The sequence below is a fragment of the Aquimarina macrocephali genome (genome assembly GCF_051627225.1).
Classification (GTDB): Bacteria; Bacteroidota; Bacteroidia; order Flavobacteriales; family Flavobacteriaceae; genus Aquimarina; species Aquimarina macrocephali.
In genome coordinates this window covers 2,990,959-3,014,243 of the sequence record NZ_CP151795.1, presented here as the reverse complement: position 1 = coordinate 3,014,243, position 23,285 = coordinate 2,990,959, and the positions used below count along the sequence as shown (strand labels likewise).

Here is a 23,285-nt window from a genome sequence, read left to right as displayed (position 1 = left end):
AAACTTCAAAATAAATTTAAAACAACAATTTCTAATTCATGATCTAAATCTGCATAATTTCTAGCAGAACTAAAAATATAATCCTCTGGGTTTAAAACAATCTTATCTACAACTGGATTATTATGAATGTACTCTATTTTTTGTTTTATAAACCAATTTGAACTTGCAATCTCTGCGTGATATCCGTTTTGCCACACTTTATATCGTTGTCCACGTTTTAAATGTTCACAAGCTTTACTAAAATATTCTAACATCCACTCTCGTCTACTTTCAGAGTATTCTTCGATCGTTTCTATAATTCTTTTGGAGGTAAACTTCTTAAAATCACGGATGATATCTGATAATATATATCCTTCTTTTGCTTTGCATAACATATGGATATGACTAGGCATTATACAATATCCATAAATTTCTAAACCTTTCTCTTCTTGGCAATATTTTAGGCTATCAGTAATGACATATTTCTGTTTCACTCTCGTAAAAACATCAATCCAACCAACAATTGTTATAGTAATAAAATAACCAACATCAGGTATTGTAGCTTTATATTTTGTAGACATGATAGAGTTTTTACTAAAATATATTTAACAATGATAAACCATCCCAGTTTCGTTTTTCGGGACTGAGCAATTATTAATAATTTACTATAACAAAAAAAACAGTCACATTATAAGTGACTGTTTTGATATTTCGTTAGGTTTCACGGATTGCAAATCCGCGCCATCGGGTTCTTCTTTTGTAATTATCAAATGATCTAGCAAATTAATATCTAATAGATTACCTGATTCTTTAATTTTCTTAGTCAATCTAATATCTGAATCACTAGGCTCTAAAGTACCAGAAGGATGATTATGAGCTATAATAACACCACTTGCACATACTTTTAAAACTATAGCAAATAATAGTTTTACATCTACATAAGTACCACTAGTGCCTCCTTTTGATAGATTTTGTACTCCTAATACTTCGTTTGCATTATTTAAGAGTAGAATCTTAAATTCTTCTTGTAGTTCTATAGTTTTCTGATCCCAAGAATTAATAAATACATTGAAAGCATCTGTAGAACTCTTAATTTTTGTTCTGTTCTTTTTAGCGATATGAGATGAGTAGCTGATCTGTATCTCAGCAATGTTGTTTGTTCGCATAGATTTGGTTTTGATAGGGTTGTATTGTTCTTTTCTTCCTTTCTGGCAGACTAGAGAACTGTTTTCTTAGTTCGCTTTAGAGCATAAAAAAAAGAGTCGTATTTCTACAACTCTTTTTTACTTATATAATTTATTTGATAATTAAACTTTATAGTACTCTTTTTCAAAAGCATCAGTTTGACCCATTACCAGTTTGACCCATTACCAGTTTGACCCATTACCAGTTTGACCTATTACCGCCCCATACTAGGGAACAGCGGGGGTACCGCTCACTCTTCGGAGAGCGGGTTATTCAAAAACTTAATAAAAGCTTCATATAAATTATTCTCCTTTATCTCCTGCTCAAGAAAAATCTTATTAGGATAAATTATTCGTAAGTTATCTTCTGATAGGTCGCTTAAAAAAACTAAATTTTCGTTTTTAGCAAAACTTATTAATAAATCTATAAACTCATAGTTTACCTCTCGTAAATCAATACGAGCAGATAATTCTATGGGTTTTTTATTCTCTAAAAAAACTTTAAAACAATTAGAATTTTCATTTCCAAAAACTATCAAATTCTCACTCCAAGATCCCATTTCAGGCAATAGTCTAGAAAAAATAGCTTCTATTTCTCTTAATTCAATTATTCTATATTGCCACCAATTAATGTTATCAAAGTCTTGTATAGTTAAATTTTCAACGTCAGAAAAAAAAGAGTCTACTTCTTCTTTAGGTAATATAAATATTTGATGTTGCCATATTGACATTTTAGTATCTTGTATAAATTAAATCATTCGTATTTCTGTATCCTGCATAAGGTAATTTAACTTCTACTACAGGCACATTTTTTAAACCAAGTTCTTTTGCTATACGCACTCTATGATGACCTCCTACTAAGTATCTTGTTCCGTTGTGATTAACATAAGGTATTGCGTTTGTTATTCCATTCTTGGCTATATCTGCTTTCAAAACCCGATGGCGCGGATTTGCAATCCGTGTTTTTAAAACTTCAAAATAAATTTAAAACAACAATTTCTAATTCATGATCTAAATCTGCATAATTTCTAGCAGAACTAAAAATATAATCCTCTGGGTTTAAAACAATCTTATCTACAACTGGATTATTATGAATGTACTCTATTTTTTGTTTTATAAACCAATTTGAACTTGCAATCTCTGCGTGATATCCGTTTTGCCACACTTTATATCGTTGTCCACGTTTTAAATGTTCACAAGCTTTACTAAAATATTCTAACATCCACTCTCGTCTACTTTCAGAGTATTCTTCGATCGTTTCTATAATTCTTTTGGAGGTAAACTTCTTAAAATCACGGATGATATCTGATAATATATATCCTTCTTTTGCTTTGCATAACATATGGATATGACTAGGCATTATACAATATCCATAAATTTCTAAACCTTTCTCTTCTTGGCAATATTTTAGGCTATCAGTAATGACATATTTCTGTTTCACTCTCGTAAAAACATCAATCCAACCAACAATTGTTATAGTAATAAAATAACCAACATCAGGTATTGTAGCTTTATATTTTGTAGACATGATAGAGTTTTTACTAAAATATATTTAACAATGATAAACCATCCCAGTTTCGTTTTTCGGGACTGAGCAATTATTAATAATTTACTATAACAAAAAAAACAGTCACATTATAAGTGACTGTTTTGATATTTCGTTAGGTTTCACGGATTGCAAATCCGCGCCATCGGGTTTTCTTAGCTCACTTTTATGCATAAAAAAAAGAGCTGCATTTCTACAACTCTTTTTTATTTATATAATTTATTTGATAATCAAACTTTATAATGCTATTTTTCAAAAGCATCAGTTTGGGACATTACCTCTTAGTGCTTTTCTATAGATATAACAATACCATTCTCATCAAAATACTCCCAAGTACCCACTTTCTTATCAAGTTCATAACGACCTTTCTCTGCTATATTACCATTAGGATAATATTTCTCATAATTACCATGCCATAAGCCCGATTGGTAATGATAAATTTCTGTTATAAGACCATCTTCACTATATTCTTTCCATTCACCATCATTATTACCATTATGATAATAACCCGACACCATCAACTTGCCATTTACATAAAATTCTTTATGATTTCCATGCAATCCTCCGTTTTGAATTTGAGTCACCAATTTAGAATTACCATTGGGATGAAAGTATTTTATAGCGCTACCAATAAGTATTCCGTTTTTAAATTCTTGTTTAGAATGTATTGCACCACCACTATGATAGGTTTCCCAAATACCTTGTTTTTTTCCATTCGCATAATTACCTTTTTCAGATAATTGATTATTAATAATATAGGTCTTAGCTATTCCATTTCTTAATCCTTCTTTATATGTTATAGAGTCAATACTTGTTCCTTTTTCATTATAAAACACCCATATTCCGATCTTTTTTCCTTTGTTAATACTTCCTATGGCTTTAATTTTCCCACTACTATAATACTCTGTTTCTTGACTATTGATAGAAAAAGAACAACTAACATAGAACAACCCCATAAAGAGTAGAATAAGGTTTGAGAAATATTTCATACTTGATATTTAAAAAAACCCACAACCTTTTACTTGTTGTGGATTCTCTATCTATTACTATTATTGTTAACTTAATACCGAGGCTCATTACAAATGAGCTTTAGAGAGTAATTTTATAATAATTCTATTACTTTACTTTCTTCATTCATCATTTTTAAATACAGTTTATTATTATCCAAATTATAATCTTCCAATAAATCAAATTGTTCGTTTATCAGAACTTTTCCGTCACTATCCACTAACCTCATTGTAGCTTCTTCTAGAATAATTAAATTCTTTGAAGTAGTTATAAATAAGCCGATTATAGGGGTAATAATATTAAGGGATGTAATAATTATCATATTTTCATCAACTATAAATATATTATCACCTGTTTCTATAACAAATAGCTTTTTATCATCCCAAAACAAAAAAATCATATTCTCTCCGTCACTATCATCACTAAAGCTTAGAAGAAACAATTTATCTGATGTTAAAGAGTCATAGCATATATAACAATATTGAAAATTATCTTTGGATTCATTTAATATCAGTTTTTTATGAATATCTTGATTTTCTATAAATCTATTAAATTCTATTTGATTATTGAATTTATACGATTTAATATACCTATTATTTATTATTACTTTCATAATTATTTTCCTTTTAATATAATAGTTATTAAATCCTCTTCTTTCCAGATACTTTGCATCATCAATCCACCATTAGGCCCCATTAATAAAGATTCTCTTGTTATGAACCCTCCTTCTGAAGAAAGAATACTTCCTGGAGTATTCAATACTTTTCCTAAATGACCACTCAAATAAGTTCTTCCAGAAGCATTGTCAAAAACACCAATACTACTCAATTGTCTTTGCATTGCTGTAGATCTCTGAATATTATGTAAACCCGATGGCGCGGATTTGCAATCCGTGTTTTTAAAACTTCAAAATAAATTTAAAACAACAATTTCTAATTCATGATCTAAATCTGCATAATTTCTAGCAGAACTAAAAATATAATCCTCTGGGTTTAAAACAATCTTATCTACAACTGGATTATTATGAATGTACTCTATTTTTTGTTTTATAAACCAATTTGAACTTGCAATCTCTGCGTGATATCCGTTTTGCCACACTTTATATCGTTGTCCACGTTTTAAATGTTCACAAGCTTTACTAAAATATTCTAACATCCACTCTCGTCTACTTTCAGAGTATTCTTCGATCGTTTCTATAATTCTTTTGGAGGTAAACTTCTTAAAATCACGGATGATATCTGATAATATATATCCTTCTTTTGCTTTGCATAACATATGGATATGACTAGGCATTATACAATATCCATAAATTTCTAAACCTTTCTCTTCTTGGCAATATTTTAGGCTATCAGTAATGACATATTTCTGTTTCACTCTCGTAAAAACATCAATCCAACCAACAATTGTTATAGTAATAAAATAACCAACATCAGGTATTGTAGCTTTATATTTTGTAGACATGATAGAGTTTTTACTAAAATATATTTAACAATGATAAACCATCCCAGTTTCGTTTTTCGGGACTGAGCAATTATTAATAATTTACTATAACAAAAAAAACAGTCACATTATAAGTGACTGTTTTGATATTTCGTTAGGTTTCACGGATTGCAAATCCGCGCCATCGGGTAGGCACTAAAGGTCCGGCTATTGGAAGGTATGAGAGAGGAGTTGCTAAACCAACTATTGAAGTTGCAGGAAAGCTTGCTAAAATACTAGGAATATCATTAGATTATCTTGTTGGTAATTCTGATCAAGAACTTGATGATAATACCTTAAAACGTATTTTAGAAGTACAACGATTACCTGAAGATATAAAAGAAAAAGTATACTATTTCATTGATATATCTATTAAAGATTACAAAACAAGACAAGCCTATTCTTAGATTGATTGCATAAAAAAACCAGTTACATCGCTGTAACTGGTTCTTGTCATTTTATTCTATTTAATATTACCTGCCAATCTTTGACGCCACAAGTTGCAAACTTGCGGTAGCGATCACTCTAGCGGCAGCAGGGACTTCTATTTACCAAAATTACTAATAGGTTCTATAGGAATCTTTGGTAAATCAAATATTTCTTTTTTTACCTCTAATTCTTCTATTTTAATAGCTATACTTGTTGATTTAAATTCAGGTGTATCCATTACCATTTTTAATGGAATAGATTTAGATTCTTTAACATATGCATACCAATTTCCAAAAATATGATCTTTAAAATTATTAGGATCAATTGCATATTTTGAATTATAATAATAAATGTAAATGCCTCTGGATGTTCTCATTGTAAGCTCATCACAATTTATACCTAAAATCATTTCTTTATTTTTAACTTTCTTTACTTCTACAATTTTTTCTCCTTCAACAGATCCATCACTCCAATACAATATATTCGCATTAGAAAATTTGTTGTATAATTTGTTTTCTTCACTCCTATATATTTGGAATTGATTCATTTTACCATTAAAAGAAGTTTTATAATTAGCATTTTTTATAACATATTCCTGTATAGTACCCATTAACAAATTAAGTTGTTCATTAGTTAAGTTAGGGGTTTTACTTTCATAACTATTTTGATATGTTATTTTACCTTCAAAATTCTGACCAAAAACAAAAGTGTTAACCAATAATAATAACAAAAAAAATCTATTCATTCTTTATTCTTTTATCCAATAATAATTCACTGTAATCTGGATTCTTGGATGAGTATTTAACCTCAAACAAATCTCCTTTTTTTATTAGTTCTTGCTTAATAGATAGTTTTTGACTTCTTTCAAACAATTTTCCTGATACACTATATTCATAGTGTATATAATAGCCTCTTTTAGATGTTTGATACTTATCCGTAATTTTACCAATCGTATAAAGAGGACTATCTTTCAATTGACTTTTTTTGGATATGCTATTAAAAAAACCATATCCTAAAATAATAAGTACTATAACTAATAAACCAAAGAATGATTTATTATGATTTTTCTTAACACTATTGTTCAACTTTTTCTTTTGTTTCATCCGCTACAACTGTAGATACTGCCCCTTCTGCTGTACCTGTAACTGTTTTTGTGAGATTTTGATTTTGCCCCACAGTTTTATTTAACGCTTTGGTTACATCTTGCGCTTGTTTAGCATTACTAAAACTTGTAAAAGCTTCGTTTGATGTTTTCGCACTTGAACCTCTAGCTGAGTTTTTCCCTCCATTAGCTAATATATTATTAGCTTTATCAAGATTCTTTGCTGCTGCCGTAACATTTGATTTGGCAGTTTTAACAGCTGTATCACTTGAAGCTCCTAAAATTCCATTAGTTAGTTTATCTCCTCCTTCTGCACCTGCCACTCCTATAACCGTATCAACAACTAAACCTTTAGCTGTTTTATTACTGCCTTCCGTACCAATTACATCTGTATCACCACTACCATTAACATCTACAGCTGCTTTTACGACTTCTGAAGCAATTCTCACACCAACCCTTCTTACTGCACTAGCACCCACTGTTAAGGCTCCCTCAACTGTTGCTGCCCCAACATCTACAAAATCAATATTATCCCAAGCTGCTTCACTAAAACTTTGTCCTTTTGCTAAATTAACAGTAAGTTGAACCGCATATTCACTAATACCTCCTACTAATGCACCAATACACCAAGGACAGTTCCCATCAGGGTCATTTAAACTTATAGGTGAATTCCAGCTATATGCATAAGGAGATTTATCAATTTGCATTTCATCATCAGCAAGATTATCGTTTACAAACCATCGACCTACAGCAGGATCATAAAATCTCGCTCCATAATCTAACGTATTAAAATCTAATTCTGATTGTTCTTCTTTGCCATTATACCCATAGTTATGTTTGCTACCATTTATAGCAAAGTTGTATCCTTTATGTTGCAGGCCAAAAGGATAATAATTCTTCTCTTGCTGTACAATGATCCCTTCTTCGGTTTCTTGTACCACACTAATATCATCCAGATAGATCTCTTCTTCTGTAGCTATACTACTGGTTAATCCCAGTTTGATATTTAGCTTAGAAGCATCTTGCTTGATCTGGTAAGTAGCTTCAAAATTACCTTCGCCAGCATCACCAGCAGAATACCATCCTGTACTTTTGTTGGCAGCATCAATCTCATTGACCAATACACGCATCTTATACCCTTTGCCATTAGCATCCAGTTTCAGTCGTATCTTCACAGTTTCACCAGCACTAAAAGATTGTGTAATCTTTTTATTAGTACCACTATACGTATATCTTACTTTAACGCCTAAACGACCATTAACTGCAGATACGCCTCCGCCACCCCAGCCATCGGTACTACTATCAAAAGTATCATTTAAAAAAGTCTTGTTACCGCCTTTATTATAGCTTAAACGTATATTACCTAAATGATCTTTATATTGATAGATGTACTTAAAGCCATCTGAGTGTTGTTCTACATACCCTTCTGAGGTATTAAAAAACTCCAGATCACCATTCTTATACACATAATTACCGGCATACTCAGTCTCTATTAAAGAACTTCCCTCTGTTGCAATCTTTTTTAATTTTGCTCCAGTGGCGTCGTAAATATAATTAATATTTCCGGTATGATCTGTATTATTTACAGTTACTGTTTGAGGTAGATTTAAATGATTATAGGTAATCCCTGTAATCCCTTTGTTTTGATCCTCAGTCATATTACCATTAGTGTCGTAAACATAATCATTAGAAGTATCAGCAGTAGTATTCACCGCATCATCTTTAAAGCCAAACTGATCTATAGGGGCAGCATCACTAACTTTCATGAGCTTATTGCCGCTGTCATACGTATAAGAGAGTATATCCATATCCCCAAAATCTGTGGCTGCTGCATTAATATGTCCTTTTCTATTTAAAGAAAGAATGTTCCCAACCTTATCATACGTGATATTACTTATCGAATAGTTACCAGTATTATCTGTTGCACTTACAATTCTATTAAGGGCATCATAACTATACACATATGAAGTGCTTACCGGATTGTTCGGAGGGTTAGGGTTTACACTTTGAGTTTTCCAATGGGTCTCTGCTATATTACCATTAAACAGCGGCGTAGTTCCAAGTTGTGGGGTATTGTAATTGATGCCAAAAGCAAACAGATCATTCCCCAAGTTATTTACATCATTGATTCCTTTTAGCCAGCCTCTTACATTGTATTTGTAGTGAATATCCTGTAATCCATTACCCACTTTTTTAGACACTAACTGCCCTAAAGCATCATAGGTATTGGCTGCGATAACTTCTGGATCCTGAGTATTGATCTTTTGGGTTTGGTTGAGTACTCTACCCATATGGTCATACATAAAACTATCTATCGTTACAATCGCTGCATGACTATCTTTGATATGTGTGGTTGTGGTTTCTTCTACCTTACCCACAAAATCCAGCTTGGTTTCTATAATATCTGTAGTGTTTAGATACTCATTCTTACTGGCTACATAGATCGGTCTTGATTTGGTATCATAATAAGTAACCGTAGTGATCCAATCCAGAGTTTCTAACACCCGTACTTTACTAACTACCGGTAAGGATTTGGTTTGCGCTCTAGGGGTTACACCATATACCATGGCTGGTGCATTAAAAAAGGTATCTTCACTGCCTAAAACAGTATAGTCCCCATAATAATTGATGGTGAGTAGTGTAGCATTGGTCACTTTGGGATAGCCCCCATCATTATAGTACAATTGTACCCCATCTACTAGTACAGGAGCAATACGGTCTACCCACAATGCATCACTATAGGCGGTAGCCTCGGTTTGTAGGGCTGCACGATCCTTGGGATCGGTGATTTTACCGGTGTAGGCTACCCGACCAAAGGCATCGTATTTGGTATAGAGCCATGCATTAGTTGCTTTTAAGTTGGTATCCTGGGTCATAATCGGCTGATCGAGTTTGTTATACACAATATACTCCTTGCCTTTGCCAGGGATCTTCTTCTCGATCAATCGGTTTCTATAATCATATTTATATTGGTAGCACAATTCGGTAAGCTCAATAGCAGAGATACTTGTAGTACTCGTATCTACTTTAGGTGGTATTACATAGGTTAAATTCCCAAATCTATCATATACATAATGGGTATCATGCGCTGATCCTGCATTAAAGGTTCGTTTTAAAACAATTCTACCTTGTTTATCCTTGTACTCTTTAGTAGTATGATTATTACCAGCTGCCGGAGTCCAGTTTTCATCTTGAGTAATGGTTATGTACAATTGATTTGCACCATAAAAACCATCCTTTACCAAGCTAGGAGCTTCAGTATCGTTTGGATTGGCAAAGTCTACTTTAAAATAGATTACTTCATTAACTTTATTAGTATACCAATCTGTCTTAATAGCGTGATCTGCATCACTATTAGGGTTAGCTTTCCAAGCTGTACCAGGCGCACCTATTTTTATTACTCGATTAAGAGGAGATTTATCAAAAATACTCTCTGAGTAGGCATTAACCTCTCCCAGATTAGTATTAGTAATCCCGGGAAAATCATCTGTATAGTTGTCTTTGTAATATTGGTTAATATCTTGATTTACATTAATATCTTTATAACTCCCCACCGTATTACTTGCCTCAAAAGGCAGGTATTGTTTGTCTTGTCTGCCATACACATCATACTCGATATGAGTTACAATATCCTTACCATCTTTAGAGGCTTTGATTGCTCGTTGTTGTATCGGTCTACCCAGTCCATCAAAATAGGTAACACTCTCTATCGTCTTATCAATATCATTGATATTAGTACAATTTACAGCCTCTATCTGCGCAATAGTCATGGCTGTTTGAGGAACTGTCGAATGTATATAATTCTTATCCGATAGTACTACCTGGGCCTGAAGCTTCAACCCCATTAGTAGTATCGCGATGCTATATATTATTTGTTTTTTCATCTTACTATATTATTTATGAGATTAATGTTGCTCTCCTGTATTACCGCCGCCGCCAGTGTCTGTAGAAACTGTGGCGACAACCACCATCACCTTGGTGATTTCCTGACCTGTGAGGTTATCTTTAATTTTAGCCTGAATTGTATACTCATGAGTACCGGTAGCGAAATTAGAAAAACCAAAGTTTGTACCACTACCTGATCCTAAGGCTTGAGAGAGGTTAATACTGTTATAGGCTTTCCAGGTGATCTGAGAATTTCCTGAACCTCCGGTAAGGCTTGTTACATTAAAAGTAACACTTGGATTAGAACCAGAAATAGAAGTATGAGACTGACTTGTACTTGCCACCATACCCGGGTATGATTTTAAAACAGGAGCATTACCACCCCATTTATAATTAGCGTTTTGTAAGGTTAAGTCAACTACTTTAAATTTGATCGTATAGGTTCCTGAATTTGGAAAATGATAAGAGTATGTTGTTCCTGTAGCACTTTGTTTTACATCATTTACATACCACTCATAGCTACGAGATCCGGAACCGCCTCCTATACCCGAAGCGGTAAAAGTCGTCGTGGCACCTTGTACAATATGCGCTTTTGATGCACTTATTACAGGAGCAATTAGTGGATTATACATATGCAATAATCGAACTTCGCTATCGGTAGATTTACCACTTCTGTTATCGATCACTTTAAAATACACCGTATAGGTGCCTGCTGTGTTGTTGGTATAGGTAAAGGTGGTAGCAGTACTGGCTTGTTTTATAGTATTTACATACCACTCATAACGCAGGTCTCCTGTTCCTCCCCCGATACCCGAGGCACTAAAATTAACATTAGTACCTGTGATCACACTACTATAATTTGCACTTAACACTGGGATATTGATAGGAGGATACGCCACCACAACATTCATCGTTTTACTGACTCTATGTTTGGTTTGCGTATTATAGGCAAGTACCGTTACAGTATATGTGCCTTCACTAGCAAAGGTTTTGGTAAAACTAGTCGTACTATCACATTGTTCTTGTGTACCATCTACAGACCAGGTATAGAGATTCGCACCCCCGCTTCCTGAAGTATTGGCGGTAAATGTAACCGATTGATTAGGTTGAACAGATCCAGAAGCTGAGAGTTGGATAGTCACATCTCCTAAAACATCGGATTGTTGTCCCTGGTAATTATAGCGCAACTGCTGGGCTACATACTGTTCCTGATCCAGGGTATATTGTAAGCGGTTAAAATCATCATATTGATAATATATAGTATACCCTTCTGGATCTGTCATACTGGTTACTCCAATCAATGGATCATAGGTATAGCCGCTTATTTCTGCATTTTTAAAATAAGTATGCTCTCGTAAATCTTTAAACAGGTTACGCATCGTTACCTCTTCATCTGCAGTATCCTCGGTATTGGATGCAGTTTGTAACTGGGTAATTAGTGCTGTTGCGGTAGCTGGAATGCCGGTATAACTCGCATTGTCAATCTTAGCAATAGGCAGAGTGTTGTTATACCCCCAAACATACATGATATGACGACCATCGACTTGTGAAACTTCTAATGGATTCCCCTGGACATCATAGTTGTGATACGTAAGGCGAGCTTCTGGAGTATCAGTTCCCTTGGCTATTTTGGTAATGCCTGGTAGTAGAATCCCATTACCCCAATCAATAAAATCTATCGTTTGAGTGGCCGCTAGTGTAGTGCCTTCTGTGCTTTTTGTCTCTACAAGAGTCGTAATCCTGTTTTGAGCTACCAAAGAATCGTTAACAATACTACTCTTATCATAAGGATATGTATAGTTTGTCGTTATGGTATTGTTATGACTATCGGTATTAGTTTGTGTTTTTAACTGTCCATATGGATCATCATACATATATGAAGTTTCACTGGTAAGTGTCTCACCATGTAAAAACTCTCTGGTCGTAGTTTTTATCAGCTTATGTTCTTTAGGATAGTCTACATAATAATTCTCTACATAATGTTTAGGGTCTCCTTCGATCAAACCTGAGAGCTGGCCTTCACCAGTCCTATGGTATTTAGTACGTCCTACTGCCATTCCATAGGCTTTCACAGTACTGCTTACTCCAACACCATAAGGATACACATTATCATACTCGTGTATCGTTTCGTTTTGTAATACAAAGTTTTGACCTCGTTTTGCAAACACTTCTGATTTTAGTAGTTTACCGGTTTGCCAAGCATTACTGGGTGGAGATACAAAAGGAAAAACACTACCTCCGTTAGACATACTCGAATACTGATTAACCGTCTTACCATTACCGCCATCTTCTTCCCAGATCTCTACACGGGGATAAAAAACAGGAGCTCCTTGATAACTGGTAAAATTAGCCATACTTACTGCACTTCTATGCACCTGAATAGTAGTTACATACTTGTCTATATGGGTAGTCGTATATTGATAATCAGATGGATTGCTTAACACCAAACCACTATCAGTACCATCTTCTGTAACATACTTATAGCTTTTGGTCTTACAATTCCCATCACCATCACAATCTTTGGTTTGTTCTACTCGTACTCCTCCTATATGTTTATATAGCACATTATTATCTACACGTTCTTCATAGCGTATGATATACTTAAAATATGCACTGGTATTAAGAGGAGCAAGTAACCTACCCGTAATACGAATTTTACCATCTGAGGTATATCCCAACTTTTCATATGGATCACTATAATAGGTATCATCACAGTCATTTGCCCCTTCACAAGAAATCGTTTCACCATGTATGGTAAATCTCTTATAAATACGATCATACCCACAAGAATTACCTGCCGTAGCAATAGTAACATCGGCCTCGGTACCTATAAAACCATTACCGGCTCCTTCTCCCAAAGTAAGCTGACTATACACCCTGACTACCTGGTTTGCTGGAACCTGAATAATCGTATCGATCAATACCTCATTAAATCCTGATTCCGCTTTTATTGTTTTATTGATGATTTTGTTATGCGAATACGTACAATTGGTACCTACACCGCCATTATCAACAGCGACCCTGTTTTGTTCATACGTGATTTCACTATACCCTTTGGTAGGATAGGTGATCTTTGTTAAGGCTCCTGATCGTGTTTTTTGTTGATCGATCACTCTGCCTTCGGTAGATAATAATGAATTACCAACCCCATTATAATATCCCCAGAAATCCTGGTATTTATAATTGATCGTTTCAGGAAGTGTATTAGGAAAAGAATGGTATTCAAACTGATACCATGGCAGAGTTACACCTGCATTGCTTTTGGTGATCGATAAAAGAGTTTTCCTGTTTTTTGTGGGATCGTTATATGTAAAATCATACTTCACAATCTGTTTACTTTGGTTCCATACCGAAATGCTATGAAGTGCCTGGGTCGCAACACTCTGATCCGTAGCACTACTAATATCAAAGCGTACCTCCCCGTTAGGGAAAGTGATTTTCTGTAATGTATGACGGGTAATCGAATTACGGCTATGGCTAAGATTTGGAGTCGACATCCCGTTGACCACAGTTTCTGATTCTGAAACCACCAGCTTACCATAAGACTCCGCAGGAGCATATTCAAAGTAAATACTACCTTTAGTATTGGGTAGTTCTATTCGAGTAAGCAGATAACTCATAGGAACACTATGATCTACCGATTCTGAGCCTGCACTGTAACTATAGGTACCAATTTCATGAGTATCAAAATAATAGGTAATTCCTTTATCATCGACAATGGTGAAGGTGTTACCATTCTTTTGCACCTTATAATTCTTATAATTTAAAAAGACAATTTCTCCCGCCTCATTAAACACAAAACTACCGTCTAGTCCTGAGACATTGATTCCATATTTATCTTGCTGGGCATCGATATTTCTGTTCCCGATATTATCATAGACCTCAAATTGTTTGGCTTTAAAAGCAGCATCAGATAGATTATTGTATGCTCCCTGTAAATAAGGGATCATAGTAGACCCTTTATACGTCTGGTTACCATAATCATCATCTACTCCTCTCACCTGGCGGGTAATCCTGCCATTAGCCATCACATCCCAACCTAAACCGGTCATAGGATGATCCTGCTCGTTAATAAGACCGCTATAGTTATAAGACAGATAAATGGGCCATTCATAGCCGCCATGCTGTATCGTATAGATAGGAACAGTGTAATTGATCTTTCCTGAGGCTAAATTGACAGGGATATCTCCATACTTACCTAATGAAGCTGCTTCTGGCGATACAGGAAAAACCTGTAAGGCCTCCTCTAAAGGTGTTGGTACTGCTTCTTGACCTATGGCCATAGTGTACACCATAAGAAGAAAACTTAAAAATAATGTTCTCATATAAAAGTAATTAATGACTGATTATATTTTTTATTGTATTCCAGTAGCAATATTACGGTATCCCAGTTTCGTTTTTCGGGACTGAGAAAAAAAAATGAAAGTTTTTTTTGGGTATTCAAAATTACCCCATCTACAGTTATTTTTTGTAAGCCAAATGTAGAGGTCTGTATAGGAAAATCTTCTTCTTTCTACTATCTAAACCTATTTTTACAATCCGAAAACTATACATCAATTTTTATATCTTAAAAAGACTACAACTCATCATCTTATCTTAGCACTTATAATCACAACATCTCCTTTCATTACAACATAAACAGCACCTACACTTAGTATGTATCAACCATCAGTATAACTAACATCATCCCCACATCACTTTTATCGATCATCGGCACATTACATATTTTCATCGCATCATTGTGTTTTACCTCGCACTAGTTGTATCGACCATCGGTGTGTCGACAGCTTTCCCCCGAGGTGTAAAACCAACCCGCGCATAAGAGTAAGACTCTCCAATTGCGCGGAAGTCTTACTCTTATGCGCGGGCCAGTTGTAGCTCTCGATTATCGCCGTTTATATTGACTGATATATCCTTTATAACGCTCAGGATCTTTTCTAAAAGCATATTTGCCTGTGTCCCGAACCTCATCTACAGCCTCTTTAAGATGGGTAAAGGCTCTATCCCGGCTTTCTTTGGCTTTAGAATTATCTAAGGTAGTTCCATTAGCTTTGGCCAGTAATTCGGCAAGAGCATCTGATTTCTGTGCTGCCAGTTCTAAGTTTCGAAGATCGTATTTCGTTTTTTCGAGTTCTCGCACATTGGCTTTACCCAATACACTAATATCCATCAAATCCTGGATCATATCTGCATCCCCTTCTCCATCTGCAATAGCTCGTACACGAGCGATAAGGTCTGGTCTTTTTCGAAACGCAAAGCGCAAATCGGCTAGCAAATCATTTCTAAACTCGTATGCTTTAGGAGATTTTTCTTTCCAAACTTTGGAGGCTTCCTCCCGGCTATACCGCTCTTTCATCCACATGGCCTGAGCATATCGACAAGCTCCCGTCCTAATAGGTAAATCTTCTATAAACATCTCCCAACCCAGCCCTTTGGCTAGTAATACTTCTTTGTCTTCCTCTGTCCACACATACAAGTTTTCAGCTTCCTGAATAAATACATCAACTGGAAGTGTTGGTGCCTTTATTTTTTCTTGTGGTAGTGCTTCTAATACGGCTAATTTTACGTCATAATTTTCTTTAGACATGATATTAGTGTTTTTGTGATCTATTGCATGCTATAAAATTTTACAATACATCATAGTTAATAAATAAATTGTGTATAATGATAAAACATACTAGTTCTGAAAAACGGAACTGGAAAAATGAAGTTTTTTTAAGAATGGGGACTAGGTTTATGATTTTGGATCTCATATGTAGCATTTGACTTTACACAATCCACACTTCTGGTTACCCTCCAAAACCATTAAGAATATTTGTTTTTTGACTTTTTGTATAGAATCCAAAAGTAAATCCTACCGGTTCGGCATACACAAAACTTTGTAGAGTAATGTCATACTCAATAGGAGCATTTAAAGTTTTCATGGTATTAATAATGCGATACAGTTTGGTTTTTGAAATTCCTAACTTAGAGATCAGTTCTTCTGGCGACCCCGTAGCTTGCATGCGAATGAGTTGATCCATTCGCTCTATCAATTGTATTTGCTTTACCATCAAATTCATAACTATAGATTAAAAATGTACACTGTACTACGAAATATGAGAAATTGCTCTTTTTAATAGTATTCTTTATGGTTTTGACATCGTAATAAAAATCGAAATTATGGTTTTTCCGTAAGAGATAAATACAGATATCTGTAAACTCCGATGTATTTTAAATTTTGTCTAAAGACATTTACATTTGACATCAAATTTTTGAAGGTAGTACTACGCATCGGTATTCGAAATTGCAAAAAAAACAATACTTTTATCCCATGAATCTGTAATCAAAGTATATGATGCCTATCAACGAACTTCTTATATTTGCCCTTGCCTCTCTAATTATGGTTTTATCTCCCGGACCTAATATGATCTACCTTATTTCCAGATCCTTATCCCAAGGAAAAAAAGCTGGGATTATCTCTCTTTTTGGGGTTATCTGCGGATTTTTATTTCATATTCTTATGGTATCGTTTGGGTTAACTGCCATATTCTTTGCAGTGCCCTATGCTTTTGTGATTGTTAAGTTTCTGGGGGTTGGTTATTTATTGTATTTGGCATACAATACTATTAGATCTGGTGGCACTAAAATATTCGACACCGATCGTTCTTTAAAAGAAGACAAACCTTTTAAGTTATTTAATATTGGGCTTCTTACCAATGTACTCAATCCCAAAATGGCATTGTTTTACTTGTCATTTTTCCCTCAATTTATCAAACCAGAATACGGATCAATTTTAGGGCAAAGTTTTCAATTGGGAATCATACAGATTATTATTAGTTTTTCAATTAATTTTGGTATCGTTATTTCGGCAGCAAAAATGGCGGGTTGGTTTGCCAAAAATCCATTATGGGTAAGGGTTCAAAAGTGGTTTATGGCTTCTGTATTAACAGGATTAGCTGTAAAAATAGCTTTCGCTAAAGCGAAATAACAAATACAATTCAAAATCAAAAAGTAAAAACTTCCTATTTGAATTGAATGCTATATTTGTAATCTATGACATACTTAAAACTTAATAAATCAGATTATAAGCTTCTTATATTTTACTTTATTCTAGCTACTCTCTGGGATGCCGTTAGGTACTACATTTTGGATATGTCCTTATTACAATATGTAGTAAACCTACCTCTTTTTTGGGTAAAAACAATTATTCTACTCTTTCTTTTTAAATACCTCATCATAGAATTACTGGTTAAGAGCAAAAAGTATATTCTGTTTTTTATTTTGGCACTGGGAAGTGTTATTTTAATTGGTTTTGGATCTCTTATCATTGAGTTTTGGTCTAATGGTAATCCACTAGATTTTTCTAATATGAGGACTCATTTATTTTTTAAAAGCTACTATAATTCTGCAATAGATATTGCCATGCCTCTAGGGTTATTATTGGGCAAAAAGTACTATGAAAACTTTATAAAAGTTAATCAAATTGAAAAAGAACAACGAGAAACAGAGCTTAAATTATTACGATCACAGTTTGATCCTCATTTTTTGTTTAATAGTTTAAATACTATGGATGCGCTTATTGATTCTTCTCCTCAAAAAGCAAAAGTGTATACTGCGCGATTAGCTGCATTGTATCGCTACCTAATCCAAACCAAGGATCAGGAAGTTGTCTCTTTGAAAGAAGAAATAAAATTAGCCGAAAACTACTTCTTTCTTATCAAAACTCGATTTGGGCATTCTTATGAATTCAAAATACCAGAAACCAACTTACCAAAAGACAAGTATTTACCTACTGGAGCATTACAGACTGTTATTGAAAATGTAGTAAAACATAATAAACCAACTAACGATCAAATCATTACTACGCAAATCACGATTACCGAAGATAATATCCTGGTAAAAAATAATACCTCAAACATTTCAGAAACTAATCATTCTTTGGGAAGTGGGTTGAATAATATAAAAAAACGGTATCTTTTGCTTTCTGATAGAGAAGTAACTATTGAAGAAAATAAGGCGTATTTTACTGTTTCGCTACCACTTCTAACGTTAAAAGATTAAAACGACATTGTTGATCCTATGCATATTCTGATTTTAGAAGACGAAATTCCGGCTTATGAAAAACTTGAACTATATCTTACTGAGTATTTTGAGTCACATCTTACTTTGGATTGGTCCAGATCGGTAAATGAGGCCACAGTTTTGTTATCCAAACACCAGTATGATTTAATCCTTTCAGATATTCAATTATTAGATGGCAATGCATTTGATCTCTTTGATCAAATACCAATATCTTCTCCTATTATCTTTTGTACTGCCTATGATACATTTCTATTAGATGCTTTTAAAACTAATGGTATTGCATATATCCTAAAACCCTATTCAAAAGAAGAACTTTCTGAAGCACTTCGTAAATATGAAACTCTTATTGCATTGCCAAAAAACACGCCTTCTGTAGGTAAAAATGTTTTTAAAGAGCTTAAAGAATTAATGACCCCCGAAAAAAGACAATTCCTAAAACGTTTTGTGATTAAAAAAGGAAATGGCATCAAGCTAATCGATACAAGTACAATATCACTAATTGAGGCTTATGGAGATTTTTGTAAGATCACAGACACCAAAGGCAATATACATAGTACAACGCAAAAAATAGGCACTCTAACCGATCAATTAGATCCAAAAATTTTCTTCAGAATTAACAGAAGTCAAATGGTGAATATTAATCACATCAAAGCAATGGACAACCACAGTAAAAATAGATTATTAATTATCCTGGATGGAGTTGAGCAAAGTGTAATCACAAGCTCAAGTACAACTTCTGCATTCAGAAAATGGGTACAATTTTAAGCATGTACTTACTTTAATTCTTCAACGGCAAAAAGAAACGCTTTACTGTTCTTTTGCCCCAATTCATCACTATTTTAAGATTAGCTTTTGGGTTACATGCTATATTTAGCTCAGGTTATTACTAAAAATATGAAAAATAAAATTGTAGTCGTGTTGATTAGTTTTTTAATGCACCATGGATTTGGGCAAGAAAACGAGTCATACTCTAAATTATTAAAAGAAGCCTGGGATTTATACCAATCTCGAGAATTCTATACATCTGGACAAAAATATACAGAAGCATTCGCTGTATTAGACAATCAATCAAATATGTCTAACAAAGAGGTTTCTAATCGATTTAATGCTGCATGCGCCTGGGCATTAGCAAAAGAATCTGATGCTGCATTTGTACAATTATTCAAAATAGCAAAAGAGGGAAAGTTTTCTAACTATAAGCAGCTAACAAATGATGGCGATTTAAAATCTCTATATACTGATCCAAGGTGGAAAAAAGTCACAGAAATTGTAGCAGCCGAATATGAAAAAATTAAACCTTTATCTAAGGAAGAATTAAAATCAATTTTCGAAAAATATAAAGATGCTCATCAAAAAGTCTTTAAAAAAGGATCTACAGTAGCAGATGTAGACTTTTTATATCGTTTTTACACCTCAGATTTTGAATATAACCACCCAGGTTATGGCGATATTTATTCCAGAGAATTGCTTTATAACAATACCGTTAAATACTTAAAAAAAGGTAGGTATAATGATTTTCCAAAAAGCAAAATTGTAAATATGATTATTGGATTAAATGCTATTGTTATTGAAGAATTACAAGAAAATAAAACCGAAAGTAAAATGACGCTTATAAAATTTAGAAAAGATAAAATCTACTATATCGAAGAATATTGGTAGTCATGAATCAATCATCGACCATTATGATTTGGTATTAAAACAAATCAATTATTAGAAAAAAACCTCATCAATCACATTATGAAAACGAATAATTTCTCTATAATTACAATCCTTTTATTCACATTTATTTTTACCGGGAAAGCGCAGCAATCTCATGAATCTTCATTATCCAAAATCTCCTCTTCCCCAATCACTTATGCAGAAAAGATTACTTTTCATTCTAAGATTCTGGATGAAAATAGAATAATGAATATTTACGTTCCAGAAAGTTTTCATGTAGCATCAAAAGATCATACTTATCCTGTAGTGATGATAAGCGGTTCTCATGGTGTTAAGTTTTTTCAAATGATATCTGGAGTTATACGACATCTAAGTTCTGTTACTCGAATGCCCGAAGCTATTGTTATTAGTTTTGAAGAAGAAACACATTATGCTCCTAATGTATATGCCAACGGTATGTGGGGAAGTAGAGAGAAACTCGAATTTAACGCCGATCCAGATAAATTCACAAAACATCTTAAAGAAGAACTATTTCCTTATTTAAAAGAACAATATCGCGCTGCTGATTATAGAATGATCATTGGAGTATCAGGAAGTAGTGTATATCCACTACACACATTTGCAAAGGAGCCAGATCTATTTCAGGCGCATATTACTGTTGCTACAGCAGATATGATCGGTATGGGCTATAAGTCCAACACCACCTTCATAGATACTTTTGAAGAGAGTTTTGTTAAAAACCCTAATCGAAAAGCACAATTCTACCTGGGTGTCTCTGAAAATGATATTAGCAAAGACAAACCATATATCAAAAACATGGAGGAGTTGAAAAAACGTTTATCTCCATTTACTTCAAAAAACTTAAATTTAAAAGTTGAGGTCATCCCTAATGAAGATCATTATGCATGTATCATAAAAGCACTGCTTTCCTCAGTAGAAATGATTTTCCCGAAAGAAAAATGGTCTCCAAGATTTAGGGAAATTATTAAACAACCCGGTAATGCTTTAAAGAATATTGATGCTTTTCATCAAAAACTCTCAACAACATATGGTTTTCCTATCCTTCCAAAAGCTGAACGATGGAATAGTGTAAATTCTTTACGATTTATTGGTGGAAAATTATTGCAAGATGGAAGAGTTGAAGAATCTATACAGGTTTTTAAACGACGAATACAATACCGCCCCCGATCTCCATGGGCATATAGCAGTCTATCTGAAGCATTAGAAAAAAACAATCAACTCAATGCTGCATTTGAAACTCAACAAAAAGCAATAGCGCTCGCCAAAGAATATGATACCAAATACCTATCTGAATATGAAGAGCAATTGGCTAAAATTAAAACCAAACTCGAGAAACAAGGTAAACGATAATTTCTACCCGTTGTGCATTTTGATATTTTTGAATCCCAAATTCGTCAATTCGAGTGCTTCGACCATAGGAAGAAGTGTATCGAGAATAGGATTTGGGATCAAAAAAGCTATTCTCGATACAATTTTTCTTCGTTTCACTATGAAAAATCACTCGAATTGATGCTTTTTTTATAGTATTAATTTTAAAATACACAACAGGTTAATTTCTATTATTCAATACATCTTATCACTATGAAGATTAAAAATCCATTTTTACTATGTATCCTATTTAATTTTCTCTTCTGTTCTTCATTCTCGCAAATCCAGATAACAGAAAATACTATAGGAAAGAACTTTATAATTCCTTCTAAAATACTAAATGAAGAAAGAAAAATTCAAATCTTTCTACCAGAAGATTATAATAATTCTTCAAAAAAATACCCTGTAATTTATATATTAGACGGGCAACGGCTTTTTCTTCATGCAGTAAGTTTATCACAATCCTTTAAAAAATTTAAACTCACCCCAGAATGTATCATTGTCGGGATTACAAATACATATCCCAAACGATTTGGTCATTTTAGTTCTGGAGCAAAAACCTTTTTAAGTTTTATCACTCAAGAACTTATTCCATATGTAGATCAAGAGTTTAAAACATCTGAAGAACGATTATTGTTTGGATGGGAATATGCTGGTGGGTTTGTTATTGAGACTATGACCAAAAACCCTGAGCTATTTAATGGATATCTGGCAGCAAGTCCTTTTCCTATTCATGATACAAGTTTACCCATATCAGTAAACAGAATGAAATCTCTGGATAGTATCCTCAACTCTAAGAAAAAACTCGAAACTTTTCTGTTTTTTACTTCTAGTATTCATGAAGGTGTAGTAACAGACGGTACCGAATACCTTAAAAACAAACTAGAATCAGAAGCTCCCGATACCTTGAGGTGGGAATATACCTATCTACAAAACGAGGAGCATCGCTCTACCCCATATCACACCCTTTATCATGGTTTAAAACAGTATTATCATTACTATCCAGAACTTCGGTTTAACTCCTTAGAAGAATATAAAAAATTGGGGGGAATGGATAATGTGGTTACCTATTATAAAAAGAGAGCAGAACAATTTGGTTTTCCCGAAAAAGTTGCACAACCTACAATGTGGAATCTTGTAAAAAAAGCTTCTGATGAAGATAATTATACCGCATTCAATACTTTTATGAATCAGTTTAAACCTAATGATTTTCTCGAACACCTAAGAACAAATTGGGGATGTGTTTTTGCTGCATTTTACATGAAACACAACCAACCCGAAAAAGCAAAGGAACTGTATGCTTTTTTTAGTAAAAAATCCCCTAACTCGGCACGCCCGGTTAATGGATTGGGCGATGTTTATCGTGTTTTAAAAAATAAAAAAGAAGCTATGATTTATTATAAACGTGCTATTCAACTTGGAAAGAAAAATTCTGATTGGAGATTACAAGAATATAAAAAAGATCTATCTGATTTAAAAAACGAATAAGCTCCAAGATCAAATCATTAAACTGTACATATCGGTTATAAAAAACCTCGCAGAAGATGCTAAGCTTATTTTA

At 33.7% G+C, this 23,285-nt stretch carries 22 protein-coding genes; 7 read left to right on the top strand and 15 right to left on the bottom strand.

Annotated elements, in window-relative coordinates:
- Nucleotides 1–5: 5 nt before the first annotated feature.
- From AAFU52_RS13030 to AAFU52_RS12990, 9 genes are all read right to left on the bottom strand, one after another.
- A complete protein-coding gene (locus AAFU52_RS13030; RefSeq protein WP_438422229.1) occupies nucleotides 6–560 on the bottom strand; it encodes an REP-associated tyrosine transposase in 555 nt (184 codons plus the stop codon).
- Between the two features lie 102 nt (nucleotides 561–662).
- Complete coding sequence (locus AAFU52_RS13025; protein ID WP_438422234.1) at nucleotides 663–1,145, bottom strand: JAB domain-containing protein; 483 nt, start codon at nucleotides 1,143–1,145, stop codon at nucleotides 663–665.
- A 269-nt stretch (nucleotides 1,146–1,414) separates the two neighbouring features.
- On the bottom strand, nucleotides 1,415–1,894 hold the full coding sequence (locus AAFU52_RS13020) for a hypothetical protein (protein ID WP_438422233.1): 480 nt from the start codon (nucleotides 1,892–1,894) through the stop codon (nucleotides 1,415–1,417).
- A 1-nt stretch (nucleotide 1,895) separates the two neighbouring features.
- The gene (locus AAFU52_RS13015; RefSeq protein WP_438426639.1) at nucleotides 1,896–2,120 is read right to left on the bottom strand and encodes a ParB N-terminal domain-containing protein; all 225 of its coding nucleotides are present in this window, start codon (nucleotides 2,118–2,120) and stop codon (nucleotides 1,896–1,898) included.
- A 16-nt stretch (nucleotides 2,121–2,136) separates the two neighbouring features.
- On the bottom strand, nucleotides 2,137–2,691 hold the full coding sequence (locus tag AAFU52_RS13010) for an REP-associated tyrosine transposase (protein WP_438422229.1): 555 nt from the start codon (nucleotides 2,689–2,691) through the stop codon (nucleotides 2,137–2,139).
- Between the two features lie 299 nt (nucleotides 2,692–2,990).
- The gene (locus AAFU52_RS13005) at nucleotides 2,991–3,698 is read right to left on the bottom strand and encodes a toxin-antitoxin system YwqK family antitoxin (protein ID WP_438422232.1); all 708 of its coding nucleotides are present in this window, start codon (nucleotides 3,696–3,698) and stop codon (nucleotides 2,991–2,993) included.
- Nucleotides 3,699–3,811: 113 nt separating this feature from the next.
- Nucleotides 3,812–4,330 (bottom strand): hypothetical protein, encoded by a 519-nt coding sequence (locus AAFU52_RS13000; RefSeq protein WP_438422231.1) that lies wholly within the window; start codon nucleotides 4,328–4,330, stop codon nucleotides 3,812–3,814.
- A 2-nt stretch (nucleotides 4,331–4,332) separates the two neighbouring features.
- Nucleotides 4,333–4,557 (bottom strand): hypothetical protein, encoded by a 225-nt coding sequence (locus tag AAFU52_RS12995; RefSeq protein WP_438422230.1) that lies wholly within the window; start codon nucleotides 4,555–4,557, stop codon nucleotides 4,333–4,335.
- A gap of 66 nt (nucleotides 4,558–4,623) precedes the next feature.
- Nucleotides 4,624–5,178, bottom strand: coding sequence for an REP-associated tyrosine transposase (locus AAFU52_RS12990; protein WP_438422229.1), 555 nt, complete (start codon nucleotides 5,176–5,178; stop codon nucleotides 4,624–4,626).
- Between the two features lie 146 nt (nucleotides 5,179–5,324).
- On the opposite strand from AAFU52_RS12990, the gene AAFU52_RS12985 reads away from it, so the two are divergent.
- Nucleotides 5,325–5,603: a helix-turn-helix domain-containing protein gene (locus AAFU52_RS12985; RefSeq protein ID WP_438426638.1), complete on the top strand. Its 279-nt coding sequence runs from the start codon at nucleotides 5,325–5,327 to the stop codon at nucleotides 5,601–5,603.
- Nucleotides 5,604–5,740: 137 nt separating this feature from the next.
- On the opposite strand, the gene AAFU52_RS12980 is transcribed toward AAFU52_RS12985, so the two are convergent.
- The 6 genes from AAFU52_RS12980 to AAFU52_RS12955 form a co-directional block, all read right to left on the bottom strand.
- Nucleotides 5,741–6,370 (bottom strand): hypothetical protein, encoded by a 630-nt coding sequence (locus tag AAFU52_RS12980; RefSeq protein ID WP_438422228.1) that lies wholly within the window; start codon nucleotides 6,368–6,370, stop codon nucleotides 5,741–5,743.
- Nucleotides 6,363–6,728, bottom strand: coding sequence for a hypothetical protein (locus AAFU52_RS12975; protein WP_438422227.1), 366 nt, complete (start codon nucleotides 6,726–6,728; stop codon nucleotides 6,363–6,365). The genes AAFU52_RS12980 and AAFU52_RS12975 overlap by 8 nt, the downstream gene beginning before the upstream one ends.
- The gene (locus AAFU52_RS12970) at nucleotides 6,700–10,611 is read right to left on the bottom strand and encodes a DUF6443 domain-containing protein (protein ID WP_438422226.1); all 3,912 of its coding nucleotides are present in this window, start codon (nucleotides 10,609–10,611) and stop codon (nucleotides 6,700–6,702) included. Before AAFU52_RS12970 ends, AAFU52_RS12975 begins: the two co-directional genes overlap by 29 nt.
- Before the next feature lie 21 nt (nucleotides 10,612–10,632).
- A complete protein-coding gene (locus tag AAFU52_RS12965) occupies nucleotides 10,633–14,937 on the bottom strand; it encodes a PKD domain-containing protein (protein ID WP_438422225.1) in 4,305 nt (1,434 codons plus the stop codon).
- A 560-nt stretch (nucleotides 14,938–15,497) separates the two neighbouring features.
- Nucleotides 15,498–16,199, bottom strand: coding sequence for a hypothetical protein (locus AAFU52_RS12960; RefSeq protein ID WP_438422224.1), 702 nt, complete (start codon nucleotides 16,197–16,199; stop codon nucleotides 15,498–15,500).
- A 202-nt stretch (nucleotides 16,200–16,401) separates the two neighbouring features.
- The gene (locus AAFU52_RS12955) at nucleotides 16,402–16,674 is read right to left on the bottom strand and encodes a hypothetical protein (RefSeq protein ID WP_024770615.1); all 273 of its coding nucleotides are present in this window, start codon (nucleotides 16,672–16,674) and stop codon (nucleotides 16,402–16,404) included.
- Nucleotides 16,675–16,946: 272 nt separating this feature from the next.
- Between AAFU52_RS12955 and AAFU52_RS12950 the strand changes: the two genes are divergently transcribed.
- The 6 genes from AAFU52_RS12950 to AAFU52_RS12925 all read left to right on the top strand — a co-directional run bounded on the left by AAFU52_RS12950 (nucleotide 16,947) and on the right by AAFU52_RS12925 (nucleotide 23,212).
- Nucleotides 16,947–17,582 carry a LysE family translocator gene (locus tag AAFU52_RS12950; RefSeq protein WP_024770614.1) on the top strand — a complete coding sequence of 212 codons (636 nt, stop codon included), beginning with the start codon at nucleotides 16,947–16,949 and terminating at the stop codon, nucleotides 17,580–17,582.
- A gap of 65 nt (nucleotides 17,583–17,647) precedes the next feature.
- Entirely contained in the window at nucleotides 17,648–18,655 is a 1,008-nt protein-coding gene (locus AAFU52_RS12945; protein WP_438422223.1) for a sensor histidine kinase, read from the top strand.
- Between the two features lie 18 nt (nucleotides 18,656–18,673).
- Nucleotides 18,674–19,441 carry a LytR/AlgR family response regulator transcription factor gene (locus tag AAFU52_RS12940; protein ID WP_438422222.1) on the top strand — a complete coding sequence of 256 codons (768 nt, stop codon included), beginning with the start codon at nucleotides 18,674–18,676 and terminating at the stop codon, nucleotides 19,439–19,441.
- Nucleotides 19,442–19,570: 129 nt separating this feature from the next.
- A complete protein-coding gene (locus AAFU52_RS12935) occupies nucleotides 19,571–20,335 on the top strand; it encodes a hypothetical protein (RefSeq protein ID WP_438422221.1) in 765 nt (254 codons plus the stop codon).
- 78 nt (nucleotides 20,336–20,413) lie between these two features.
- On the top strand, nucleotides 20,414–21,706 hold the full coding sequence (locus AAFU52_RS12930) for an alpha/beta hydrolase-fold protein (RefSeq protein ID WP_438422220.1): 1,293 nt from the start codon (nucleotides 20,414–20,416) through the stop codon (nucleotides 21,704–21,706).
- A gap of 231 nt (nucleotides 21,707–21,937) precedes the next feature.
- Nucleotides 21,938–23,212 carry an alpha/beta hydrolase-fold protein gene (locus AAFU52_RS12925; protein WP_438422219.1) on the top strand — a complete coding sequence of 425 codons (1,275 nt, stop codon included), beginning with the start codon at nucleotides 21,938–21,940 and terminating at the stop codon, nucleotides 23,210–23,212.
- Nucleotides 23,213–23,285 lie beyond the last annotated feature (73 nt).